Below are 25445 nucleotides of genomic sequence, written 5' to 3'. Positions count from 1 at the left end.
CAAAAAAATCCATTCTGGCATGAATAGTGCTGAATCATCCAAGCACAAGCAGAGGTGCAACCTGCGCTAAGGAAGCGCGGGTTTTGTAATGGCTGAAAGGAGGTAGTGGCTGTGAAAGTCAGTACATTAGAAGGATACCAAGAATACCAGAAGAACGGTGCTGGGCATCATGTTGCGAAGCTCTCCCTGTTAGCAATCTTGATCTATGCGTTACTACCGGCTGACGCAAATGCACTCTTATTGCTCAACGAGTCCTGCGAAAATGTATTAAACGTCAACAATGCCAGTGAGGAACTAGCACAAGCTGAGCTTTGCGCCTCCGATCAGTGGGGGGAAACCCTGGAATTGGAACTCTTGTTCAAAGACGACAAAGATGATGAAGGCATTAATCCCGGCATTGTTCTCGATGGCAGTTATGACCCTGGAGAAAGCATTTGGTACACGGTGAGTTGGGATTTATCTGCCAGTGACTATTTACTTTACGTGATTGTTACAAAAGACGGGGATAACGGCAGCAATTTTTACACAGTCGCTGATGAAGCGCAGCTCACCAAAGGCGGGCCTGAGTTGCTCTGTGCACCGCTGTGTGGTGGACAGGGAGATAGCATCTCTCATGTTTCCTTCTATGGCTTAGTCGGTGATGGCGGCGGCCCCCCCTCTGGGGTTCCCGCACCCGGAACCCTGCTCTTGCTGAGCCTCGGCCTGCTCGGCCTCCGGAGAGCCTGGGCATAAAACCCTGGCAATACCTCCTCCACTGATCGAAACGAAACTGCCCGGCGGCTAATACCTCCGGGCATTTTTCATCCTCCTTGCACTACGCGACAACGGTTGCATACTGGGTTTTGCTGGACCCCCACATCTCGCTCTACTTCTTTTTCTTCCCGTTGCCCTTGTTGCCGCTATCGTTACCCGTATCACTACCCGTATCGTTGCCTGACCCTTTGTTCACCTGAATAGACCTGGTGGCCGCATTGCCAGAAGTATCAGTTGCCTCTGCAACTATGGTGTGGGCGCCGTCCGCTTCCTTACGTGTATTCCAGGAGTAGTCGAGAGTAGCGGACGAAGCCGAACTTTTGAGCTGCCCATTGATATACAACCTGACCGTGGCGACGTTTACATCATCCCACCCCTGCACGCGGATGGCGACTGTCCTGCTTACCGTGCTGCCGTCTGCAGGATTACTGATGTCCACAGCGGGTGGTGTCGTGTCGGTGACATCGGCAACGTTGTCCACCTCAACCACCACATTGGCAGAGACACCCTCGTTCCCAGCCGCATCGTAGGCGACCGCAGAAAAGGCGACTTCTCCATCCCAGGATTGGGTGGAATCCCAACTGAATTGGTAAGGTGCGGTGGAATCCGTGCCGACGAGTTCGCCAGCCACGTACAGTGCGACCTCGGTAACCCCGACATTGTCCACTGCATTCACGTCTACCGTAATCATACCGTTGACGGTACTGCCGGTGGAGGGTGAAAAGATTGTCACCTGCGGCGCCTCGTAGTCCATCGACGTCTGATCGGTGCCAAGAGCCATTTCCACTGCAGCCGCAGCATTAACGCGCCCATGGCCATAGTAGGCGTGCCAGTCAGAACCGTCGACCAGATCATCGGCTGACGCTTCGAGGATGGACTCGATCTCATCCGGCGACAGACCAGGATTGGCTCCCATAATGAGCGCAATGACGCCAGCTGTTGCCGGGCTGGCAAAAGACGTGCCCGAGACCGAACCGTAGCTTCCACTACTGGTTGTGGTCCGGATTCCCACACCCGGCGCGGCGACATCTATGTAGCTGCCATAGTTCGACCAGCTTGCCTTGGCGTCACCGGACGTGGTGGCCGATACCGATATGATCGCGGGATTATCGCCCCAGCCCGGATCCGAACCATCGTTACCTGCCGCTGCCACAACAAGCCCCATCTTCTTGCGCATGTACTGGGCAGCGCTGGTGACAGAGGAACTGTCGGTGACCGAGTAACTGATATTTGCCACATCGGCGCCTTTATCTGCAGCCCAGGTCAGCCCGTTGGCGATATCGCTCCAGTAGGCGTAGCCATCGCTGCGGTTTGTGATACGAATCGGCATGATGTTCGCACCCAGACCAATCGCCGCTACGCCGATACCATTGTCAGTCGTGGCAGCGGCGGTGCCGGCCACCTTCGTACCATGCCCGTTAACATCCTCCGTATCGGCATTGCGGCTCACAGAGTTCCAGCCCGCAACGACTTGACCGACCAGGTCCGGGTGAGCGCTATTTACCCCCGTATCCAGGATGGCGATGGTGATCCCGTGAGCCGTAGTCATCTCCCAGGCAAGCGGAGCTTTCAAAGTTGGCAGGTGCCAGGCTTCGGCATACTTGGGGTCATTCGGAATGAATTCCGACGCCTCCACCAGCATGTCTTTTTCGGCGAACTTGATGTGTCTGTTTCTGGCCAGAGCCTTCGCCACTGCGTCCTCTGCCTGGGGCGGAACCTTAACCACCTTGATGCCAAGTTTCCGCAACCGCCCGATCGCCCGGCCACCTTGCCGCTTGAGTATCCTGTCAAATTCTGCATCTGACAGGCCGGCTTTGGGTTTAACCAGAATCCGACCTTCACGCCAGGGGTTATCACTATCTGGCGCGGCCTGGAGCCCTCCACTGGCGATAGCCAAACCAAGCGCCACCAGCATGGATTTTCCCAGACTTCCAATGCCCGGGCGCCGTCCCGCAAGACCTTGCTTGTTAGAGAAAAACATTTTTAAAAGCTCCACGGTTGATTTCACTCCCGGGGGGATTGCAGGGGAGTGTCAACCACGGGCTGGTACAACGAATGTACCGCTGATGGCTCTTACTGCCGGCAATCCCGCTACCCTAGGTTTTCACCCTTAGGCCGGTGATTTTGCGTCCCCCCCTTTAGGAGGGTTTGCCCTTTACACTTGCAGAATCTTATTATTCTGGTCGGCAGTCAAACAGATTGCGCAGAAAAGTACAGAAAAATCCTGATTTGTCAATTAAGGGCCTGTCTCCGGCAAAATCCGACCGCAGGTCAGCTCGGATAATGCGAAAAAAGGCCCGACGACCCACGCGGGCTTCCCACGGTAAATATCGTGCGACTCTCTCCGTTGGACCGCTGGTCACTATTTGGAAACAAAGCACTGAATCCCACCGGCAACTCGCGAGACTCAAGTCATGGCAAACGCGGGCGGAATGGTGCGTAATCTTTGCGACCATGTCAAACCGCAGCGATTCTGAGCCGAGAAGCCAGCTCCAGTATGCGCCAGGGATGCTGGTTGATTCATTCAGCTCCCGACATTCGGCCATGCTGTGGCGTTGGGAATCGAGGTGCCCCTTGGCTCGCTGATTAATGGCCACGATTCCATTGCCATAGCGACATCATGAACCAGTGGGGACTTGATTCTGCCCCTTGGATACAACAGATGGACCCGGTAATGCTTCTTTCCGTCAATATTTACTGGCAATTTGGTCGCCGAGGATTACAATAAACCAGATAATATAAGTCTGCAGCACAGGCAAACTCTGACAGCTCGCTATTAACGTCAAGGGGATATAACGTATCCTATGAACGCCCGCAGCAAGTCCCTGGCCGAAAACTTCCTGGAATATTTTGATATTACCTATGCAAAACAGGAATATCAGAGGGAAAACGTTGGTAGAGTGCGTTATAGGGTGTATTGCGAAGAGTTCGGCTATGAGGACGCCAGTTCATTTCCCGATGGCATCGAGCGAGATGAATTCGACGCTGATTCGCTTCACTGCCTGATAACCCATAAGCCCAGCGGAACTCCCGCTGGTTGTGTTCGCGTGGTACTTGCCAGGGGTGGCGGTCAGATGCCGTTTGAAAAATTCTGCGAGGGTAGCCTTGATGCCGATTTTTTCGAAAAGCACCCCATGGAGAGAGATAGCATGTGCGAAATCTCTCGACTTGCAGTTGACAGCCAGTTCCGCCGCCGGTCGGGAGAGCAGACAACCCGCTTTGGTGTCGCTGCAGAGAAAAAATTCTCTCTGGAGGAACAGCGCACTTTTCCGCTCATCGCAGTATCATGTTACCTCGCCGCCACGGCCCTTGGGGGGATGGCGGGCTGCACCAACGGCTTTGCGATGATGGAACCCTTCCTGCCCAGGCTGCTCTCTCATGCGGGCATAGGTGTCACCAAGGTGGGCAGTGATATCGACTATCACGGAATGCGTGCACCCTATTTCGTTACACTGAGGGAAACGCTGGACAACATGTACCCCGAACTTAAAGCACTCTACCTGGACATCCAGGGAATACTGGAGTCTGAATATACTCCTCGAAGCTAGGCTGCCTGGTCTGGTGCTACCATGTGCGGTTTCAAGCATTAATCTCAACAAACGTGCACCTGCCAGACTCGTTTGCCTGAGGATACGCAGGACTTAAGGTTTGTCGATGACTAGATTAGCAGGGTCGCTGGGTTTCTTTTTTTGCTGCTCACTGCTACTCATGGCGGCAGTAGCCCCGGCCGCCGAAGATAACGATCAAAATATCACCGGGCTGCAACTGGCACAACGGGTTTACGACCGACCAAAGGGCCAGGATGCCAGCGCTAGGGTTGTGATGTCTCTTCAGAGTGAGAAGTCAGATCCCAGGCTTCGCCTGCTCTACAGCTATGCAAAGGACAAGGGCACGTCCCAGCGCTGGACACTGATGCGTTTCATGACACCGGCGGATATCGAGGGTACAGGGCTGTTGACGCGTGACTCCGCCGGCGCCGACAGCGAGCAATGGCTCTACCTGCCCGCGCTGGACCGCGTGCGGAGAATCTCCTCTTCACGCCGCGGCGGACGTTTCGTCGGCTCGGATTTTTTCTATGAAGACCTCAGGGACCGCGAGGTCGCCAAGGATGAGCACACCCTGATCGGCAAGGAACGGATTGGGGACATCGAGTGCTACCAGCTGGAAAGCGTCCCTGTCGATTCGGATAACTCGGTTTACTCCCGGCGGGTCAGCTGGATACACCCTGAGCTGCTGATCCCGCTGCGGATCGACTATTACACCCGGGGGAGTGACCAAGCCATCAAGCGAATGACCGCAAGAAAAATCGGTAAGGTCCAGGGATACTGGACTGTTTACAGTAGCAGGATGCAGAACCTGAAGACAGGCCACACAACACATCTGGATATCTCGCAGATCGTATACGACCAGAGCTTGCCGGATAACCTGTTTAGCCACCAGGCCCTGGCTGACGACAGCGCTGAATTAGCTTTCAGGCCCCAGGGTTCCTAGCGAGATGTTTCACCGCATGGTGCCTGAATTTACCTCGAATGTACTCCGCTGGCCCGGCTGGTGCGCATTGCTGGTGGCGGCCATGCCAATCGATAGCCTGGCAGCAGCACAACACCAGCATATAGCCCAGTACAGCCCGTCAAATGGGGTAGTCGCCAGTAACGAAACCCTGATCGATGTTGCCGACGACGCCGATGAGATAATCATCATCGACCAGGATACAGAAGGCGAGCCAATTACGGTCGAATTACAGGATACACCATCCCGCGATGATGCAGAGGTCAAGCACGGCGCAAGCGAAAGCCAGGGCTTTTCAGTCGACCGACTGTGGGCGGAATACGGCGTTTTTCCCGATGATGATTCCGCAGCTGATGGGCAAGGGTACCTGAGCGGGCGCGCGTCCCTGAACTGGAACCTCGAAGAAAAATGGGAGTTCAAGCTTTCCGGCAGGATCGATGGCTATTATCAGCACGGGACAGCGGACGCGGAAGAGCTTAAGGTCGATTACGGCGAATCATGGATTCGCTACAACAAGGATCGACTGCGAATGACCCTGGGGGCGCAGAAAATTCTGTGGGGAAGAATTGATGAGTTACCACCGACGGATCGACTCAGCACGCAGGATCTTTCCCGATTTATACTGGACGACATGACTGACCGCCGGCGCGCATCGTTAGCGATGCGGCTGGAATATTTTGTTGGGAATAACAAACTCGACGCTTTCGTTCTACCCCGTTTCAGGGGAGCCGAGTTACCCGACAAAGACAGCGTCTGGTTTCCGATCAACCAGCGTGAGGGTGTGATCATTGGCCTCGAGCCAACACCCTTAAGCCGGACCATCATCAGGAACAGCAAGGTATCGCTGGATGAACACGATTCGGAAGGGGGAGCAGGCATCCGTTTCACCGGCATCACGCCCATGTTTGACTATGGTCTGACTGCGCAAAAAGGTCGCGCTACGACACCTTATTTTGCCTACGACCCGGCTCGCAACGTGCTGGAATCCGTTTATCCACGCACATGGGTGCTAGGGGGAGACGTGGGTTTCGAGGCGCTGGGTGGTACCCTCAGACTTGAAGCGGCATGGCTCAGTGATACTCCGCTCACCGAAATCAATGGGGAATTTTCAACGACAGAAAGTATCAACTGGGGCGTAGGGCTGGAACTGTTCCCCGGCGACGGCGATGCCAGGCTAAACCTGCAGATCACCGGATTCAGCCTGCTCGACGCCGGCCCGGTTCTCGACCGGGAAGAGACCTACTCCTTCAATGGGACCTTCGACATGCCCTTCGCCAACGATAAATGGCAACTGAATATTCGTTTTTATACCGGTATCAACGAGCACGATGTGTATGTGAATCCCGAGCTGAGCTATCGCCCCCGAAACGCTTACTCCATTTACCTGGCCGGCCACTATTTTGCCGGCAGCGAAGAAACCCCGGGCGGGTTTCACCAGGATAATTCCGTGGTGACAGTTGGCTGGCGCGCTTACTTTTGAGAGAAGCTGAAGACTGGAAAGACATGCAGCATAAATCTCCCGAGCAGGATCTCAATGCAACCAGCGGTCAGCCCAAGTCAATTGGCTCCCAGGGAAATAAATCTGTTAAATCTTACGCGGTCATATTGTTTTTGGTCCTGTTAACGACCGTTTCGCTGATACTGAACTTAAGTCTCACCTTAAATAACTCGCCACGGGTGTATATCCCACCGGACGCACCTGCAGTGTTGATAGATGACAAACTGCGGGAAGGATTTCCCAGTGACCAGGGAATAGTTTTGTTGTTTGAAGGACAGGGGCTGTACCAGCCTGAATTTATCGCGGCACTATCTGCGCTTACCGATCAGATAATATCCATTCCCCAAATCGAGAAAGTTGTCAGCATTACAACTCAGGAACATATATCAGGTACAAGCGACGGGTTCTTGATCGAACCACTGGTCGATGCCGGCGACTTGAGAAAATACTTACCTGGCGAACTCAAGCGACGAATTCTTTCGGACCGGTTTGCCAATCGCCTTCTTGTTTCGCCGGATGGGAGTGCTTTGGCCATAGCCATTCTCCCAGTTCCTATCGATAACAGCCTTGAACGGCTCGCACTCCAGGACTACATCATTGACCTGGTCAAGCAGAATGACCTCGGTGATTACCTGTCTGCCGTCGCAGGTCAAATCACGACCGATGTGGAACAGACCAGAGCCTCGATAAAAGAAAACATTGTCTTCATACCGGCAATTGCTTTGATTGGATTAGGATTGATCTGGATACTGTTCCACAGAGTCCTGGCGGTCAGCATTAGCCTGCTCGTGCTGGGTATTGTGATCAACTCGACCATCGCCTTGTATGTACTGTTCGATCAGCCATTTAACATGATATCCAGCATCCTTCCTCCGATGCTGTCGGCACTGACACTTGCGGCACTCATTCACTTTTTCAATGCAATTATGTACGCGTCAAAACGTGGACTGGACCCGGAAAGACGCATCAGTGCAGCCCTCAGGGAAATCAGGCGCCCGGCACTTTATACCGCCTTGACCACGATGGCCGGCTTCATGTCATTGAGCCTGAGTTCAATACCCCCTATCAGGATGCTCGGCCTGTTCACTGCCGTGGGCGTCGGTCTGATTTATATTGTTGTGTACCATCTGCTGCAGCACATTTTCATTCGATTCGACCACAAACCGTGGCCGAGTAAACCAACCCGAAAAGATCGTTTGGACGGTATTGTCGCTATTCTATTTAAATGTGGTGTCAGGCGCCCTGTACTGGTGATATCTGTCACTGCAGCCCTTGTCGCCATTTTTTCTTCCAACATAGGAAAGATCGAGGCGGAAACAAACCTGTTGAAGTTTTTCTTTCCCGAGCATAAAACAAGAATCGCCACAGAACATGTACAGCGGACGATGGCAGGCACATCGTCCCTGGAAGTAGTGCTCTCCCCCGGCGAACGGGGCGATTTGATCTCGCCTGAAAGCCTCAAGCAGATCAGAAATTTTCAAACATGGGCAACAAGCCAGGATGAGGTCGACAAAAGCATTTCGATCGCAGATTTTGTCGAAGAAATGCACCGTGGCTTTAACGCGGGAAATCTTGCATATAGCAGGATTCCCGATAACCCCGACCTGATCAGGCAGTACGTGTTTGTCTACGACGGAGAAGACCTGTATGACTTTGTTGACCAGGAATTTTCCACCACCCGCATAAGCCTGAATGTCAATGTGCACGGAGCCAACGAAATAAGCGACCTGATGAGTCGAATGAGAAACTATCTGGCTGAGAATATCGGAGACAGCCTGGAGTGGGATATCGCAGGGATCAGCCGCATGTTTGCGGACGAAGAGGATTTATTAATAGCAGGCCAACTGAAAAGCATCCTTGGGGCGATCGGGTTGATTTTTATCCTGATGCTGGTTCTCTGGCGCTCATGGAAGGACGCACTGATCTGCATGATACCTAACGTTGCGCCAATACTGCTGATATTCAGCGCCATGGGGGCCTTCGGCATCAGCCTGGATTTCGGCACGGCCATGATCGCCAGCGTGGCCGTCGGTATCGCCGTGGACGACACCATACATGTGTATCACGGCTTTATTTATCGACTCAGAATAGGGGCAGACGCTACTACCGCCCTCGTTAGAACGTACCGGCAGGCAGGGCGCGCCATCACTGCCACTACAGTTATTCTCTGTACCCAGTTCCTGATATTACTGGCAGCCGACTTTGTTCCCATCACCTATTTTGGATTGCTGACCTGCGTCGGGCTGCTGGCTGCCCTGCTGTTTGATCTACTATTACTCCCCGCTGTGCTCATTCTGGTGTATGGCAAGCGCAAGCGGCATCACGCATAAGGGGCCCTGGCAGGCAATAAGGCAAGCTGGCGCTGTGCACAGATTTGCTCCAGATGCGCAGCTTAATCTGATGTATCAACCCGCAGTGGTGTGCCATAACGCCCGGGAGCGATCACATTGGCGGGATCGATCGACTCCTTGATTTTTGCCAGGACGTCCCTGGCAACCGGATTGGTATCAAGTGCCTGTGCCTGGCTCATGGTTGTAGCCCGGTATGGGGGGTAACCATGTGCAACAAAGGTCTCGCGCATGGCCTCATACCAGGCGAGAGCCCGCGCCTCCTCATCAGGATCATTGCGATCATAGAATACGCCAGCCAGTAGGAAGACTGAGCGCGCACTCTCTATTATTACTTCCACAAAAAAATCGAAATCGTACTCAGTGAATAATGCCCTGGCCAGATCAAGGGATTTTTCCACGTGACGGGACGAGAATGGAACAGTCGGCCCGATCCAGACAAAACCACACTGGTCCCGGGCAGGATCAATATCCTCCATCGGTTTTTCGTCGTGTGACTTGAAATAGGCTTGTCGAACAAAATAGTCCGTCGGGACTCCGCGGTAAAGGTTGATTGAGGGGTCCAACAACTGGTACAGGTCATCTGACTTGCCCAACAGGCGATTACCCCATCGAGCTGCCACTCGCCAAAGCGCGCCGTACCAATTGTCTTTTGCTACCGCACCCAGGAACCGTAAAATCCCGTATTTACCCAGCACGCGCTTCAGGGTGCGCTTTTGGAATTTGACTTCCTCGCGGCTACCATATAATCCCGCCGCGAAGGTCCACCGGGCAACGCCCTGCTTATTTCTCCAGGTCTCGGCACCCTCGGCGTTAAGGCTTCGGGCACCCTGTAACAATTCGAAAGGATATTGCGAAAGAATACACATCATGGCGAAGTCGTTGGCAATATGAGGGTGGGAGCGAAGCGCGCCCTGAAACACCAACTCACGCATATCATCGATAAAGGCGCCGTATTTATCGTCAGGTGCCGTGTATTCAAACACTGCAAAATCAAATTGCTCTGGCTCGGGCATTAGCCAGATACCGGCCTGGACGACGACCCCCAGGTTGGACTGGACAAAAAGGCCATCCATATACGGGCCCACGCCCCACTTATAGGTATGCCTCACCTCATTGTTGCCCTGCGGACCACCACCGGTTTCAAGCAGACTACCATCCGGCAGCACGACATCCATTCCACACAGGCAACCAAAGTGATCAGCATAGGGCGTCAGTCCACGCCCCTTATCAAGCGCATTACCCAGTACGCTGGCAAAACGGGTGGTACCGGCGGAGTCAGACCAGAACCGCGATCCGCTCTCCCGCAGGTGATCGCTGAGTTGCTGATAGGTGACGCCTGGCTCTATAACGGCATAGCCCAGTTCTTCGTCGACAAAATGAATTTTATTCATTCGCTCGAGTACCAGGGTAATGCCACCGGGATAGCAGGCAATCTTCTCCCCGTAGCCCCAGTTTTTACCCGTGCTTACCGGCCACACGGGCACGTTATACTCCGCGGCCGCTTTCACTAATTCGCTGACCTGCTCTACAGAACAGGGATACACCGCCGCTGCAGGATATTGCCGATAGGGAATGCAGGTGCGAGAGATTTCTTCCAATTGATCCCCTTCTACAACGACATTTTCGGGGCCAAGCTGGGTGCAAAGTCGCTCTACCAGTGCAGCAGGCAGTTGGGATACCGCCATGTTTGTCTCTCCTGTGTCGTATCCAGATTTCGCATTAAGAGGCAACTGATCCAAACATAGATGTCAGTCCTCTGCCCCTAGCGATGTCAGTCACTGCGCAAATCGCCTACGTGATCACGCGCATGTATTTCTTGAAAGAAGCCAACCGGATTGTAGAATCTTTATTAGCCAAACCGCTACACAAGCCAAAAAGACCGGCCGGCCTGAAGATATCACAACGACACTGCCCACAACACATTGTTCATGCCACCAGCAAGGAATTTGTGATACCCGCAAACGGCGTCGACCAGATATCGCCTGGAGGATTAACAGAAGCTTGAAACTGCGAACTGGTTCATCGACATACCCCACCTGTTCGGGTTAGATTAACAAACCTCTAGCAATTGTCCGGAGTGATGATGCGACGCCTATTGATTTTTGCCTTTCTGTCAGCTCTCGCCTCCTGCGGTGGTTCGGAGTCGAGCGATCAGTATATCGAGAAGGCCCGGCAGCACCTGGAAGCGTCTTCCTACAAGGCCGCTGCCATAGAACTCAAGAATGCGCTACGCCTAGATACAGACGCTGCGGAGGCGCGCTGGTTGTTGGGCAAGCTCTACCTGGATACCGGCGAGATTTTATTGGCCGACAAGGAATTGCGCCAGGCCCGGGAGTTGGGCTGGTCAGAGAAAGATGTGCGCCCCGCTCTGGCCCGGGCCTTGCTAAGCCAGGGGAAGTACGCTGAGGTCTTCGCGTTCGAATACGACGACCTGCCCCCCCTCGCAGCTGCCGACATCCTGGCGTCCAAGGCAATGGCGTCGACGGCACTGGGCGACTCCGGGCGGGCTGCCAGCCTGGTCGAACACGCACTGGAAAGAGCCCCGGAATCTGTCGAGGTAAAGCTGGTGGAGGCGCGGATTTTTGCCATGCAGGGCGATTCCACGGGAGCTCTCATCGTACTGGAGGAGGTCTTGGAAGCAGCGCCCGACGAGGCAGACGCCTGGAACCTGAAGGGCGAACTCCTGTTGCAACGGCAGGAGCTGGCAGAGGCCCGGGACGCCTTTGGCAAGGCGATCAAACATGCACCACACTCTGACAATGTCCGATTCAAGCGGGGGCTAGTCAACCTGCAGCTAGGGGAGGTCGAGTCCGCTCGTGCAGATGCGGCGAGCCTGCTTAAGACTTCAGCGACAAGCCCCGCCGGCAATTACATCCAGGGGCTGATCGACTTTCAGGGCAGGGACTATGCGGCAGCCATCAGCGCGCTCTCTCTCGCGGAACCCGCCGCAGACCAGCTTCCCCGCGTGCTTTTTTATCTGGGTAGTGCTCATTTCATTGAGGGTAACCTGGACCAGGCCGCCAACGCTGCTACCCGTTACGTTAGTTTAGCCCCAAATAGCGTGCAAGGCAGAAAGCTGCTGGCCAACATCCGCCTGAAGCAGCGTCAGCCCCGCGAGGTACAGGAGCTGCTACAGCCCGTGATTGACGCGCAACCAAATGACATCGGCGCGCTGAACCTGATGGCCAATGCCCTTTTGCTGGACGGCAAGGCGGACCAGGGTCTCGACTTGCTGGCCAGAATCGCAGAGCTTCAACCCGATTCACCCGAGGCCCAGGTGCGCTTGGCGCTTATGACGCCGGGCACGCCAGAGGAAGCCGGGCGGCACTTGGAGGCCGCGTTGGCGATCGACCCGGAGTTCCAGCAGGCGGAGATTCTGCTGGTGATGAACGAGTTGCGCAACGAGAATTTCGAGGGTGCGGTAGCGGCGGCTAAAGCGTACCAAGAAAGCCACCCCAACAAAGTTTTGGCCTACAACTTACTGGGAAGGGCCTACCTGGCCGCAGAGAGGACCGGCGAGGCCAGCGACGCCTTCGCCGGTGCCCTGGAACTCGCCCCCGGCGACCCGGCCGCCAACCTCAGCCTGGGGAAAATGTCACTGGATTCCGGCGATGCCAAGGCTGCCCGCAGCCACTACCGGGCGATTCTGGAGGTGCATCCAGACAACTTACCCACCCTGGTGCAACTGGCGTGGCTGGAGGCCAGCGAGGGAAACCAGGAGGCAATGGTCACGCGGCTGCAACAGGCTATTGACGCCCACCCTACCGCGCTCGGTCCTCGCCTGGTGTTGGCGCGTTCCTATTTCCGCGCTGGCGAACTCGACAAGGTGACTCCCTTGTTCGCGACCTTGGGCGAGATGCAGCGTCAGGCCCTTCCCGTACTGGAGTTAACCGCCGAGGTGCAACTTGCTCAGGGAGAGTACGAGGATGCCTACCTGACTCTGGGACAGATGCTCAAAGCCAGCCCCGCGACAGCGCAATACCACTATCTGCTAGCGAGAGCTGCCGGCGGTTCAGGCGATGCAACGCGGATGAAGCAGGCGCTGCTTCGCGCGGTAGAGCTCGACCCGACTCACGTGCCTTCGCTGACAGCGCTGGCGAGGCTGGCGATGGAAGAGCAGGTGACAGCGGATTTCGATCGCTACCTGCAAGCGCTCGTGAAGATTGCCCCGGAGTCAACTGAAGTCCTCCGCCTCCAGGCTTTGGCTGCGCGAAGAACCGGCGATGCCGCCGATGCGGCCAAGTTCGCCGAGAGTGCCTACGCGGCTGGCCCCTCAACCCAGACGGTGCTGGAACTGGCAGTCCTGCAGAGAGCAGCCGGGAGGCAGGACCGGGCGTGGAAGCTGCTCCATGACTGGCTCTCGGAACACCCCGGCGATACGCTGGTGCGTCTTAAACTTGCGAGATACCTGCTCCTCGAAGGCGATACCCGGGCCGCAAACGCGCAGTACCAGGCCGTTCTGGATGTCGAACCGGACAATATCGATGCCCTCAACAACCTGGCGTGGAACCTGCGGCTCGAGGACAGTAGCCGAGCACTGGAGTACATTCGCAAGGCTGCCAAGTTGGCGCCAGAGCAGGCTGCAGTGCTCGATACACTGGCCGTGATCGAACACCTCAATGGTGAGCACCGCGTCGCCTATCGCAACATCCAGCGTGCCCTGACTGCGGCGCCGGGCAACCCCACCATCAGCTACCACAAGGCGATGATCGAGTCAGCGCTGGGAGACAATGACCAAGCCATTGTGACACTGCAGGCACTCCTTGGCAGCAGCGCCGCCAGGTTCCCCGAGCGGGCGGAAGCTGAGGAGCTACTCGCCAAACTGGTCCGGTAGGAAGAAAGATGCCTGCTATGGCGGCTGCGCAGTGCGCTGGTCGCCACGCTGGGCATACTGAAACCGCAAGCGCCGGCCCAGTGGAATGGGAGCAGGAATTGGGCAACCCGGCAAACCACCACCTTGCTTATGCTCTTAAGCCAACCGGCAGCATTTATCACTCGCCGGGTTCGGGTGTGTACCGGGTCGGATATGACCTTGTTTGTCATCAGCAATAGTGAGAGAAGGCTGCACGCCGATGATCATCCAGGAACGAGGTCTGCGGAGGCGAACAGGATGGAGAGGGGGTCAGCCGACCTGGAGGCTCTGCTTGCTTTGGCTCAGTCCCTCTACCTGCCCTTGCCTACCCCCGGCGGACAGGTGAGATCACTCTTGATTGATTGGAATTCTTTGACCTGGAAGCATCCAGTTAGACCAGGTAATCGCTCGTCTCATAAGAGCAGCACAAAAAAAGGTGTGGCACAGTGCCACACCTTTCTTAAGCCTTCCGGGGCAGAAATTCTGCCAGAAATTACTAACCCGCTATTTTACGGCGACGGGTCAGACCAAGTCCAAGCAAGGCGAGACCAGTCAGAGCCAAAGTGCCAGGCTCGGGGACCGCAATAAATGCTATTTGGGCGTCAATATCACTGCGGATCTGATAACCGTTCGCGAGCCCTTGACCACCAAGTGACTGCCCTGAGCCAATCACGTCAACCAGGCAATCATCCACACATACCCCACCAGTAATTAAACTGATGTCCTGTTGCGCATAGTCGTATCCGGTCTGGTTATCCAAGATACTGAGAAAGTACTCATTCTCGCCTACGGAAGTCGAGGCCGGAATATTTGCAACGTTAAATATGTCCTCGCGTGCACCCAGAGTAAACCAGATATCATCCGCGTCAGCGTAGCCGAGTGTCATCTGGAAGGCACCATCGGTGGCAAGTGTCTCACAGGCCGCAATGGTTGCACAGTTCGGCGTTACAACATCAAGATCCCCGCCGCCCTCGAACATGGCAATCATCGCACCCGCCCCATAGGTTGCCTGGAACGCGGCGGTTGGCGCGAAAGCGTAGTTGAAGAGACCGTTACCCAGGTCAATCTTATCCGCAACCTGGAACTCAAAAATCCCCGTCAGCTCGGGATTCGGCACATTCGATCCGCCGCCAAATACGCCGAAAATCTTGGTGAACTCAACCACTCCTCGCAACTGGTCTCCAACATCCAAGTTACCATCCCCGTCAAGGTCGACGCTCAGGTACTCCAGGTTATCGTCTTCAAAGCCCGTAACGGGTTCATATATATTAAATGCATTCGCAGCGCCGCTCAGCGACAACGCCCCGAAGCCTAAAGCAATAGCAGCAAGGGCTGCGCGAGGCTTGAACGTGAACATAGCAATTCTCCTAGTTTTGGTAAAAGCGCTCGAAATGCGAGCTTGCTCATACATATGCACGGTGCGTGCCAAGAACCTTAAAAAATTGCTAACCATATGTTTTTAATGGCATTTAGTGTTCTCTCATCAATGCGTGACACAAGCTGGCGACTGTAGTTTGTAAAAATTTCTGACAGAATCACGGCCTCATTTGACGAAGAGGGTCGGACAGATTAGCGCCCTGGAGAGTGTTACACTGCGCCAATAGCCCCCTACCCTCCTGAAATCGTACTTCGGTTTGCCTACCAGGCTTACCCTACTCTACCAGGTAGTGCATTTCCGCTGGCTCTTGAAGCGTCCACAATGGCTCTCAACCGTCCTTCGCCGCAAACCAGGAGCAACGCCAGTTCAACCAGGGTATTTGGACTGCAGATAGTAACGAAGTACGCCCTGCACATAGGTCTCCGCAGGCGGCAGGGTAATCCCTTGGCGAGCAAGCAGGGCCCTCGTTTGCGTGCTATCAAAGAATTGCACCCTGGACTCCTCCAGATAGTCCAGCAGAATGGATAAAGCACCCAGAGAACGCGCTCCCTTTATTCCCGCAACCAGACCCAAGCCTGATACCAGTAATTTGAACATGGCAGCAGGCACCGTCACTGTCCGGGGCGCTGTTCCGTTTTCGGAGAATGTTTTTGCCACCCTAGCCTGGAGATCTGTCAGACTGATCGCGTGTTCAGGGCCTGAGCAGAGGTGAAGAATCTCACCGACCAAATCCAACTGGCCGCTGGAGCCAACAATGGCCCGCGCAACGTAGTCGCAGGGAACGATATCCAGGCAGGACCCCTCGAGGTTGGGCAGGACGCCGTGAGTATGCCGACCAGACAGGAAGGTGCACAGGTGGTAAAAGACCTGGAAATGAATGATCTTGCCCGTCCTCGAGTCCCCTACCACCATACTGGGCCGGTGAACGGTGGCCGGCAGCCCCGCCTCCATTCTCCCCAGGATAAAGGCCTCCGCCTCCGCCTTGGAGGACTCGTAAGTGTTGTGGAACTCACGCGGCTCGCTTAGCGGCCGCTCAGGCACAAGGCCGCGCAGTCTGCCGGCAACGCCGATTGTGCTGATATATTCGAGTTTGCAGAACTGGCCATTAGCCTGGCAAGCCTCTGCCAGCGCCGCTATCTCCCTTGCGGAATCGACAGAAATTTTACGCGCCTCTTCAGACGACATGTTCATCTTTACGTTTGCGGCACTGTGAACGATATGGGTCAGCTCGCCGGCGAGTGTTTCATACTCGTCACTGGTGAGACCCAGGCGCGGTTCGGATACATCCCCACGCAGGGGTCTTATCCGCGCCAGCAATGCCTCGTCGACTTTCATTTCAGGCTGCCAGAAGGCCAGCAAGTCCCGCAGACGCTGCTGCAGGTGCGCCTCCGAGTCTGCGCGCATAAGCAGGTACACTGTCGTAGCCGGATCCTCGAGGAAAACCGGTACGACCGCACTGCCAACGGCGCCGGTGGCACCTGTGATCAGTACAATTCGTTCAGGCATAAGAAGCGCATTGACTTGTGCACCGCCGACGAATTCTCGTCGGCGAGTCTTTCGATGTCTGCATCCAGTTGTTGGATCTCATCGTGGTATTTAGCCTCGATCGCGGGCCGGCGAATTTTGAGGTTGGGCGTGAGTTCCCCACCTTCTACAGTGAATGTCTCACTGGGAATGATACAGCCTGCAATTTGTTCGTACTGGGCTAGATCCGCACATGCCCGGGGTATCTCTTTAGCCAGCACTGCGGTGAGTGTCGCTGCGTCAATGCCCTGCGACTGATGGTCCTTGTCGCCGATCCCGGTGCTTTTCATGGCGGCCAGCCGATCGCTATCGAGGGAGAGGACGGCCACCAGGAACTTCCGGGCATAACCGATGACGACCACCTGGTCGATCAGCGGCACCTGCTTCAGCCGGGCTTCAATCCGGTTCAGGGCAATACGGCGTCCCGTGGACGTCTTGATGATCTCGTTTTTCCTGCCCTGCAGGAACAGATAGCCTTCCTCGTCGAAGTGACCATAGTCGCCGGAGGCGAAAAAACCGTCGGAGTTGAAACCCCTGTCCGGGTCGTTTTCAGCGTAATAACCGGAGAATACCCCCTCGCCCCGCACCAGGACCTCGCCATCCTCGGCGATCAAGACATCATTCAGCCGCATCGGCTTGCCGACGCTGCCCAGGCGGTAGTCGCCGGGCCCGTTCGCGGTAACGGGTATGATGTTCTCACTCATCCCATAGGCCTCAAGCAGCGGCATGCCGATGGCTGCGAAAAACTCAAGTACCTCTGCGGGACAGGGTGCCGACCCCGAGATCAGATACTGGATATTTCCGCCCATCACAGCGCGAAAACGATTGAGTATCAGGCGGTCAGAAATCCGGTAAACCAGGGATTGGGCTCGCGGCGAAGCCGAATCGCGGTTGGCAACACCGGTTTGTCGCCGGGCAATTTCCAGGGCCAGGGTGACCACGGGGCGCACTAATGGCGACATGCCAGCAATGCGTTCCATTATGCCACTGTAGAGCTTCTCATAAAATCGCGGCACGCCGATGAAGACCGCTGGTTTTATTTCAGCGACATACTCCATCACCGCCTGCGGATCTGCGATAAAGTAAACCCGTGAGCCCGTTCCTATGGCGCACAGGTTCATGATGCGCTGAAACAGGCTTGCCAGGGGCATCCAGCAGATAACGTTGTCGTCGGCACCGAAATTGTCGTAGACCTCCAGTAAAGACTGGCACGCCAGCATGCACTGGCGATGGGTATACAAGATGCCTTTTGGATCACCCGTCGTCCCGGAAGTGTAAATCAGTGTCGCCGGGTCTGAACTGCGCGGAAGATGCTCATCCAGGTCATCGACCTCACCAAACGCGGCAGACCAGGGAAACCTATTATCACCGTGCTGCGCCGCGGAATCCTCAAGGCTCAAGACCAGTTTCAGGGCATCGACCGGGCAATTTTCCAGGGCTGCGAGGTCGTCGTAACTGCTGACGATGAGAGTTGTAGCACCGGACTGGCCGATAACAAAGCGCTTGTGCAGGGAAGTCGCGTGGGGTTCGATCCCAACCACCACGCAGCCCAGAGACAGCGCGGCCTTTTCGGCATACTCCCATTCTCGACCGGTGGGAATCATGATTGCCACCCGATCACCCTTTTCCAGGCCTCTGCGCCGCAGGAAAGACGCAATCTGCTGAACGCTGTGGGCATACTCAGACCAGGTCGTTGCCTTCCACCCGGACTCTCCCTCCCGGTGATAACAGGCTACCGCTTCGGGGCTCTGGGCTAGCCGCCAGGCCAGAAACCCGGGAATAGTCCCGGGATACTTCAGTCCTGTCACCGCTGCCGCTGTCTGGCTGGCCTCCCCGAGCGAGCAGACGGCCGGAACACTCGTCCCCTGTCCGGCTCGAGAAGAGGAGGCTGATGGGCTCGTGCTCATGGATCAGGGCAGAACCGGGTCATAGGCGCCAAAGGGTCGGTTTATCCGCAGATCGCCAGCGGTCAAGCCAAGCCTCTTCAGGCTACGACTGACTTCCCCAGCCGGCCCAAGGCGATTTTTAATCAGAAAGTCCACCAGGGGCGCCATAATTCGCCAGTAGTTTCTGCTCGCCTTTCCTTCGCGGATTAGCGCCGCAAACTCGGGCAGATAGGGGTTGTAACCAAAATGCCTGAGATCCGAGTACATTAACAGCCAGTTGATCGGGTAGTTACTGTGAATCGGGCTGGCGTGCTTTTTCGATGCGACCAGGCCGAGTTCAACGACCTGGCGAATAAGCGCGTCCTGGTTGTACTCCCAGGCGTGAAAAGGTGCCAGGTACCTGGGAAATTGCGTCCCAGCCGGATAAACAGTGGGGTTGTAGAATCGCGCAAGCTCCTCGTCGCTGAATTCGCCAGAGTCACGAATCCCGGGTGGCGTCCAGTCCACCGAGGTCATCAATGCCTGTGAAAATTCATAGTGCATTCGCTCTGGTTCCGGCTGGCCCGGCGAATAACCCGCCAGAACCAGCGGAATACCCTTTTCGATAGCCAGTTTTATCGCATCCCCTTCAAATAGTGGGGCGTACACATAAGAAACCGAATACACCGCGCCCCGCTCCTCCTGATTGCGAAGCAGGTAACGGAATAGTTTGTCGTAGAAACCGTTGCGAGGCCTGTAGGCGATGTGATCGACATCCAGTTTGGCAAGCGTGCGATTAATATTGTCCCACGCCAAATCAGGCAAGTTCGCGTCGATGGTGAAAGCGAGAATCTTGAGGTCGTATTCTTCCTTCAACTTGTACAGGAGGGCCACGCTGTCCTTGCCTCCGCTGAGGGGGACAATACAGTCGTATTCGGCCTGGCCTCTGGCGGCTTCGAGAGCCTGTTCGAGGTCGACTTCCCGTTCTTTTCTCGCGGCCTCTGCCTCCACAACTTGATTGGCGCTGGGAGCGTAATCCTGGCAAAGAGAGCAGATTCCACCCGTCAGAGTTACCCCGGGAACCGCGTCCGAAATCAAGCAATTCCTGCATTTTGCCATATCAAGCAGAGATCTGTGGAGCCAACGTGGGACCATGTTAGCAGACATTAACCGCCAGACCGATAGGGTCGCTTCGAATTAAGCAATAATGACGATTTGCGTGAACTGCGGGGGAAAATCCACTGCCAGGGTGGCGCAGGTATGGGGAGGTCAGTGGCACACGATAGTAGTGGCAAACACCGAATGGAAATCTGTTTTGTAGCTCCACTCGCTGCGCCATTGGATGAATTTTCAATAGCTCACAGGCCTTGCTTGACGACCTGGTCTAGCAAACAGACGACCGCACTATCGATCATCCCATACACCTCGGCAAAGCCGTCATAACTGCTGTAATAGGGGTCGGGGACCTCCTCCAGGACCTGTTCGGGATCGTGGCTCAGCAGGAGGCTGGTTTTACTGCCCAGGTCGAGTGGGCACAGTTCGGCCAGCGCTCCCAGGTGGCTTCGGTCCATCACCACAATCAGGTCGTAGCGCGCCAGATCGTCCTCTGACACCTGCCGCGCCCTGATTTTATTGAGCCGGACGCCGTTTGCCGCGGCTATCCGCTGGGCCCGCTGATCGGGTTTGGCGCCCGGTTGTGACGCCCGGATTCCGGCGGAACGCACGTTGATCCTGTTATTGACACTATTGAGTCGAGCATAGTGGCGAAACAGCCCCTCTGCCATCGGTGAGCGGCAGATATTCTCTGTACAGATAAAGAGGACGCCGAATTTACGCTTAAACAGTGTCAATTTGGCACCTTCATCACACGCGGACGCCCTCGACCGGAAGCTGGCAAGTTATAGCCCAGGGGACCGTTTCACCGTGCCCCAGCGTCTCCCGCCCGCAACAGGGCGCGAACGTGGCTGACGGGTATGGCGTAACTGATGCCCGAGGGCCGCTCCAGCATTGACTCCTTGCTCTCCTTGACGAACACGCTGTTGATCACCCCGATCACCTTGCCGGTGCTGGCCTCGTACACCGGGCTGCCGCTATTGCCCGGGTAGGCAATGACGTCAAGTTGGAATGCATCGAATCGATTGTTACGCAAACGGGCTATCTGCGCCGCATTCAGGCTGCGGGCGTTTTCAACCGGCCGCGCGATGGGGGTAATCGACGCGACGATACCGCGGTGGGTCACCGGGTAAAGCCCCAGTACCATACCAATCGGGAAGCCGGTTACTGCGACCTCCTGGCCCTCCCTCACCCTGCTCGAATCTCCCAGCTCGAGTGCCGGGAGTGGGCCTGCCTGAATGGTCAGCAGCGCCAGATCGTGCGCTTTGTCGATCGTCACCACGGCAGCGGTATGTGCCCTGGCACTGGCGCCACGACCGGCAAAGACCGCCAGCGTCTGCATATTGTCTGTATCCAGCTTGTCGGGAATGACGTGAGCATTGGTGATCACCTGGCGCCCATTGCCCACCACAAAACCCGTGCCCCGGTAATTGACGGCATCACCCTTACGGTTTGGCTGCCGCGGTGGATAGGCAGTACCCACCCCTACCACCCCGGGGCGCACCCTGTCGATGACATCGGGGAAGCTGGAGCCCAATGCCGCAGGTATCGTCAGGCCCCACAGCAGCAGGACGGCGCCCAAACCAATCTGTTTTACCCGTGTGCGCAGCAGGCCACGTTTCATGAACCCCTTCCTGTTTGCAGCGGATCCGTGGACAGAATATCTACTGAAATCAAGACCCTATGATTAGAGGCTACAATAGCCCAGCTACTGCCACAACTGAAACACAGATAAACTCACCGCCAACCAGCATCTACAACAAAGGCATCGCTCGGGCACATCGGAACGGACATCGGGAAAAACACAACCCAGCATCACCTAAAAAGTGAGAACCAGATCACACTTTTGTGTATAATCTTTCCAGTTCATCGCCCAACGTAGGTTGGCACATGAAATCCAAAACACTTTTACCCGCAAGCGATCCCTTGCGCTGGTGCACCTCCGACTGAGGTGATACGGCTTATGATCAAACAATTTCCGTCCCTCACGGAAGCTTTTTTTAATTATTTTGATGTGGATCTGGTGACCACACCCAGGCAGCTAGAGTTTGTAGAGCGCATTCGCTACCGGGTTTACTGCCGGGAATTCGGCTATGAACCCGCAGAGTCTTTTCCGGACCTACGGGAGTCGGATCAGTACGACAGCCATTCACTACACAGCCTGATCACACATCGCCGCTCGGGCCGGCCAGCGGGCTGCGTGCGGCTTATCTGCGCTTCCGATGAGCACAGCCTGCCGGTGGAAGACTTTTGCGCAGGAGCCCTGCACCTGGGCTACCTCGAGACCCTGGCCGAGAATAGAAACACAATGTGTGAGGTCTCCCGGCTGGCCGTGGATTACAGTTTCCGCAAACGCCCTGGTGAGCAGCATACGCGAGTGGGCGAATACGATGCCTTCGACTGCTGCCACCAGGAGCAACGCACCTTTTCGCTTATCGGTATTGCTGCCTTCCTCTCCGCCTTCGCATTAGCTGACCTTGCGGGTCGGAGCCAGGGGTTCGCTATGATGGAAAGTAACCTGCCCCGCTGGCTGCGCATGTCAGGGGTCTGCTTGGAGAAGGCGGGAGACCCAACAGAGTATCACGGCAGACGTACGCCCTACTTCGTTAGCAGCGAGACGGCTATCACCAATATTCGCGATGACCTGCGAAAACTGTACCTCACCCTGGAGGACCGCATCGCGGCGGGCTTGTCCAGGGCGCGTCTGGCGAACGGGGGGAGCCGGGTTGAACAGCGCGCCGTATCGGTAGCCAGCGCTTAACCATCTAATAATTAAAAGATTTCAGACCTCGTTAAGCTTTGCGAAAGAGGCCTGATTGCCCCGTTCCGAGTCAGTTCACTGCGCTCTTCGCCCATCTTTTTTTAACTGCGCAAAATCCACGCACATCACCGGCTGGATTCTGCCTTGTTATCACATTTGATTATAACGAGCAGCCTGGAGAAATCTGAACCTCAAAGTTCGGGAGGTATTCGCCTCACTCAACGGCTATCGCGCTTAAATCACCACTGGACATTATTTGAACTGATTCACAAATCAGGAAAAATTCTCGGCAAGCATTGATTTCCTCTGCTACTTTTATCCTTGCTTTCAGCTTAACCAGTCCAGAATCATGCGTCCGCGGCGATTCTGGCTCACAACCGGGCGCAATTTTCCGCTCACACTTACAGTCAGGGTACAGGTGCAATCTGTTTGCTTGGAGGGGGGCTGACACCCCCGCAAATTAGAGCGCAGTCCTGCCCGGGGAAGGGATTTCACCATGGCTACGGTCAGAGTGTTCCATCACCACGTTCACTCGTCCTTTTATTGGCTCGCACTGGTAGATGCAGTGCTTTTCGTGCTCTCGTTTTACCTGGGAGCCTATCTTTATTTCATGGCCGAACCGGGCAACTTGCAGCAATATATAACCCAGATCCCGGCACGGGCCGCCCTGTTTGCGATCATAACGGTGATATGCCTTGGCGCCATGGGTTTGTATGAACCCCGGATGCGTGAAGGAGCCTCAGGCATATTGCTACGAACCGGCGGGGGATTTGTCGCTTCCGCCATCGTAATGATCGTACTGTTTTACCTGCTTCCGGAATTACACCTCTGGCGCGGTATATTTTTTTATACCCTGGCCGTTGCATTTACCGCCAACCTGATCAGCCGCTCCTGTTTCCGCAGCCTCACCGAACGCGAGCAGTTCAAGAGCCGGGTGCTGGTCTACGGATCGGGTCGCGCCGCCAGCACCATTAATACCACCATGCGACGTCGCGCCGATCGACAGGGCTTCACCATCGTGGGCTATGTGCGGGTAGACGGCGAAGAGCCCCTGGTCGAAGGCGAACGCATCATCAACCTGCGTCAGCCGCTGGAGGTCTATGCCAAACAGACCGAGATCGACCAGATTGTGGTTGCCCTCGACGACAAGCGCAGCCAGGTGGATATGGATGAGCTGCTGCATTGCCGGATGCACGGCGTCAAGGTGCTGGACCTGGTCAATTTCTTCGAGCGGGAAGCGGGCAAGATCCTCGTGGATTACACCACCCCCGGATGGATGGCGTTCAATGACGGATTCAAATGCTGTGGAGCACCCAATCGAGCCAAACGCGTATTCGACCTCACTGCCAGCTTTGGCCTGCTGATGTTTACCTGGCCGATCATGCTGCTGACCGCCATGGCAATCTGGATCGAGGACGGTGCAGGCGCGCCGGTTTTTTTCCGGCAAAAGCGGGTCGGTCTGCACGGAAAAACCTTTTCCGTTCTGAAATTCCGCAGCATGAGCGTAGACGCGGAGGGTGACGGCAAGGCCCGCTGGGCCACTCCAGGTGACAGCCGGGTGACCAGAGTGGGTAATTTCATTCGCAAAACCCGGATTGATGAACTACCCCAGATCATCAATGTGCTGGCCGGAAATATGGCGTTTATCGGCCCCCGGCCCGAGCGACCTGAATTTGTAAAAGAGCTGAACGAACGCATTCCCTACTATGAGCTACGCCACTGCGTGAAACCGGGCATTACCGGCTGGGCCCAGCTCTGTTATCCCTATGGCGCATCCGAGTACGATTCACGGCAGAAGCTCCAGTTCGACCTCTACTATGTGAAGAATCACAGTCTGTTTCTGGATATCATGATCTGCCTCACCACGGTTGAAGTGGTCCTGTTTGGCAAGGGCGCTCGCTGAGCGCCTGAAGCCTGCCGCTGACACGGTCTTCCAGTGTCAGTATAATTTACACTTTTCTATTGTTGCGACCATCGCAGCGAGCTACCATTGCGTTTAAATCCAATAAAAACAAGCACAAACTAACTGGGCGTGCTTATTGCATAAAAATAGTAGCGATTGTGTGCTTCCGCGATTGCATTGATCAAGGTCCGCGAAAAGAATGGACATTATACTTGTCATCCTCGGTGTGCTAGGACTCGGCGCTATTGCAATCTCCGCGTACGTGTTCACCGTGGCGGCCAGGAACTATGTGTCGAGCGATGAAAAACACCGGCGGACAAGGCCCCTGACGCGCACCGCCAGCCAGATGGTCGAGCGCAGCACCACGGACCGGCGCAGCGGCAGGCCGGTGACTTTCCCGCTCAAGGTCAACGGCATGCTGATTATCGAAGACCGCCGTGTACTGCCAGACAGACGCAAGGCCGCTGCCTGACTCAAGAAGGCTCTACGCTCCCGGGTCAGTTTGGCTTACCCGCTCAAACTCCGCCTTCTTCGCCGCCTGCACCTGCTTCATCTGGTGACGGTAGGCCTCGACAATCTTGTCCACGCCCGACTCCGTCAGTCCGCCGGTATTGCCAACAGCCACAAAGTTCGCATACACGGCTGAGGCGGACATCATGGCGGCGGAAATCACGTGTGTGCCCACCCCCTCGTTCTTCATGGTGTTGGCGAGGTCGATAAAGCGATTCAGGCACTCTGTGTGCATTTCGGCATCGGATTTGGACATGGGGTCTCCTGTATAGGCTTGGGTTGGCAAAGGCGCAGGATTCTAGCATTTTGGGTCTTCCCCAATCATGGTGGGTAATCATTGACGAACTCCAGCCGGATACAACTGTAGGCCGCCGAGATGGAAGTAGATGGCATCGCGGAATCGTTGCTTGTTGCGGAACCCTCGCGCT

The 25445-nt window shown here is 55.7% G+C and carries 18 protein-coding genes and 1 riboswitch; of the genes, 9 read left to right on the top strand and 9 right to left on the bottom strand.

Features of this window, described 5'->3' with window-relative positions:
* Window positions 1-111 precede the first annotated feature (111 nt).
* Window positions 112-732: a hypothetical protein gene (locus DWB85_RS15930; RefSeq protein WP_117956533.1), complete on the top strand. Its 621-nt coding sequence runs from the start codon at window positions 112-114 to the stop codon at window positions 730-732.
* 133 nt (window positions 733-865) lie between these two features.
* Here the strand turns inward: DWB85_RS15930 and DWB85_RS15925 are convergent, their stop codons facing one another.
* Window positions 866-2761, bottom strand: a complete 1896-nt coding sequence (locus tag DWB85_RS15925; RefSeq protein WP_205422763.1) for a S8 family serine peptidase — start codon at window positions 2759-2761, stop codon at window positions 866-868.
* A gap of 70 nt (window positions 2762-2831) precedes the next feature.
* Window positions 2832-2916: riboswitch (cyclic di-GMP riboswitch) on the bottom strand.
* A gap of 641 nt (window positions 2917-3557) precedes the next feature.
* Here DWB85_RS15925 and DWB85_RS15920 point away from each other — a divergent pair.
* The 4 genes from DWB85_RS15920 to DWB85_RS15905 all read left to right on the top strand — a co-directional run bounded on the left by DWB85_RS15920 (window position 3558) and on the right by DWB85_RS15905 (window position 9090).
* Window positions 3558-4301 carry a PEP-CTERM/exosortase system-associated acyltransferase gene (locus tag DWB85_RS15920; RefSeq protein ID WP_117956528.1) on the top strand — a complete coding sequence of 248 codons (744 nt, stop codon included), beginning with the start codon at window positions 3558-3560 and terminating at the stop codon, window positions 4299-4301.
* 106 nt (window positions 4302-4407) lie between these two features.
* Window positions 4408-5244: an outer membrane lipoprotein-sorting protein gene (locus DWB85_RS15915; protein WP_117956526.1), complete on the top strand. Its 837-nt coding sequence runs from the start codon at window positions 4408-4410 to the stop codon at window positions 5242-5244.
* 4 nt (window positions 5245-5248) lie between these two features.
* Window positions 5249-6742, top strand: a complete 1494-nt coding sequence (locus tag DWB85_RS15910; RefSeq protein WP_117956524.1) for a hypothetical protein — start codon at window positions 5249-5251, stop codon at window positions 6740-6742.
* Complete coding sequence (locus DWB85_RS15905; RefSeq protein ID WP_133300641.1) at window positions 6739-9090, top strand: efflux RND transporter permease subunit; 2352 nt, start codon at window positions 6739-6741, stop codon at window positions 9088-9090. The genes DWB85_RS15910 and DWB85_RS15905 overlap by 4 nt, the downstream gene beginning before the upstream one ends.
* Window positions 9091-9152: 62 nt before the next feature.
* Here DWB85_RS15905 and DWB85_RS15900 read toward each other — a convergent pair whose 3' ends face one another.
* A complete protein-coding gene (locus DWB85_RS15900) occupies window positions 9153-10796 on the bottom strand; it encodes an FAD-binding oxidoreductase (protein ID WP_117956519.1) in 1644 nt (547 codons plus the stop codon).
* Between the two features lie 398 nt (window positions 10797-11194).
* On the opposite strand from DWB85_RS15900, the gene prsT reads away from it, so the two are divergent.
* Entirely contained in the window at window positions 11195-13945 is a 2751-nt protein-coding gene (gene prsT / locus DWB85_RS15895; RefSeq protein ID WP_162846157.1) for an XrtA/PEP-CTERM system TPR-repeat protein PrsT, read from the top strand.
* Window positions 13946-14459: 514 nt separating this feature from the next.
* Here prsT and DWB85_RS19670 read toward each other — a convergent pair.
* The 6 genes from DWB85_RS19670 to DWB85_RS15865 form a co-directional block, all read right to left on the bottom strand.
* A complete protein-coding gene (locus DWB85_RS19670; protein ID WP_205422762.1) occupies window positions 14460-15320 on the bottom strand; it encodes a PEP-CTERM sorting domain-containing protein in 861 nt (286 codons plus the stop codon).
* Window positions 15321-15707: 387 nt separating this feature from the next.
* Window positions 15708-16847, bottom strand: coding sequence for an SDR family oxidoreductase (locus tag DWB85_RS15885; protein ID WP_117956598.1), 1140 nt, complete (start codon window positions 16845-16847; stop codon window positions 15708-15710).
* On the bottom strand, window positions 16826-18673 hold the full coding sequence (locus DWB85_RS15880; RefSeq protein ID WP_162846156.1) for an AMP-dependent synthetase/ligase: 1848 nt from the start codon (window positions 18671-18673) through the stop codon (window positions 16826-16828). The genes DWB85_RS15885 and DWB85_RS15880 overlap by 22 nt, the downstream gene beginning before the upstream one ends.
* Window positions 18674-18775: 102 nt before the next feature.
* Complete coding sequence (locus DWB85_RS15875; protein WP_205422761.1) at window positions 18776-19828, bottom strand: adenine nucleotide alpha hydrolase family protein; 1053 nt, start codon at window positions 19826-19828, stop codon at window positions 18776-18778.
* A 260-nt stretch (window positions 19829-20088) separates the two neighbouring features.
* Window positions 20089-20580: a low molecular weight protein-tyrosine-phosphatase gene (locus DWB85_RS15870; protein WP_133300640.1), complete on the bottom strand. Its 492-nt coding sequence runs from the start codon at window positions 20578-20580 to the stop codon at window positions 20089-20091.
* 68 nt (window positions 20581-20648) lie between these two features.
* Window positions 20649-21467, bottom strand: a complete 819-nt coding sequence (locus DWB85_RS15865; protein WP_117956511.1) for a S1C family serine protease — start codon at window positions 21465-21467, stop codon at window positions 20649-20651.
* Between the two features lie 339 nt (window positions 21468-21806).
* On the opposite strand from DWB85_RS15865, the gene DWB85_RS15860 reads away from it, so the two are divergent.
* The 3 genes from DWB85_RS15860 to DWB85_RS15850 all read left to right on the top strand — a co-directional run bounded on the left by DWB85_RS15860 (window position 21807) and on the right by DWB85_RS15850 (window position 24979).
* Complete coding sequence (locus tag DWB85_RS15860; protein ID WP_117956509.1) at window positions 21807-22604, top strand: PEP-CTERM/exosortase system-associated acyltransferase; 798 nt, start codon at window positions 21807-21809, stop codon at window positions 22602-22604.
* 496 nt (window positions 22605-23100) lie between these two features.
* Window positions 23101-24507 carry a TIGR03013 family XrtA/PEP-CTERM system glycosyltransferase gene (locus DWB85_RS15855; protein ID WP_117956507.1) on the top strand — a complete coding sequence of 469 codons (1407 nt, stop codon included), beginning with the start codon at window positions 23101-23103 and terminating at the stop codon, window positions 24505-24507.
* Between the two features lie 199 nt (window positions 24508-24706).
* A complete protein-coding gene (locus DWB85_RS15850) occupies window positions 24707-24979 on the top strand; it encodes a hypothetical protein (protein ID WP_117956505.1) in 273 nt (90 codons plus the stop codon).
* Between the two features lie 12 nt (window positions 24980-24991).
* On the opposite strand, the gene DWB85_RS15845 is transcribed toward DWB85_RS15850, so the two are convergent.
* A complete protein-coding gene (locus tag DWB85_RS15845; RefSeq protein WP_117956503.1) occupies window positions 24992-25273 on the bottom strand; it encodes a DUF3144 domain-containing protein in 282 nt (93 codons plus the stop codon).
* Between the last annotated feature and the right edge of the window lie 172 nt (window positions 25274-25445).

Source organism: Seongchinamella sediminis (assembly GCF_003457605.1).
GTDB lineage: Bacteria > Pseudomonadota > Gammaproteobacteria > Pseudomonadales > Halieaceae > Halioglobus > Halioglobus sediminis.
Note: the sequence above shows the minus strand (reverse complement) of the source record. Positions and strands in the feature narration are given on the sequence as shown.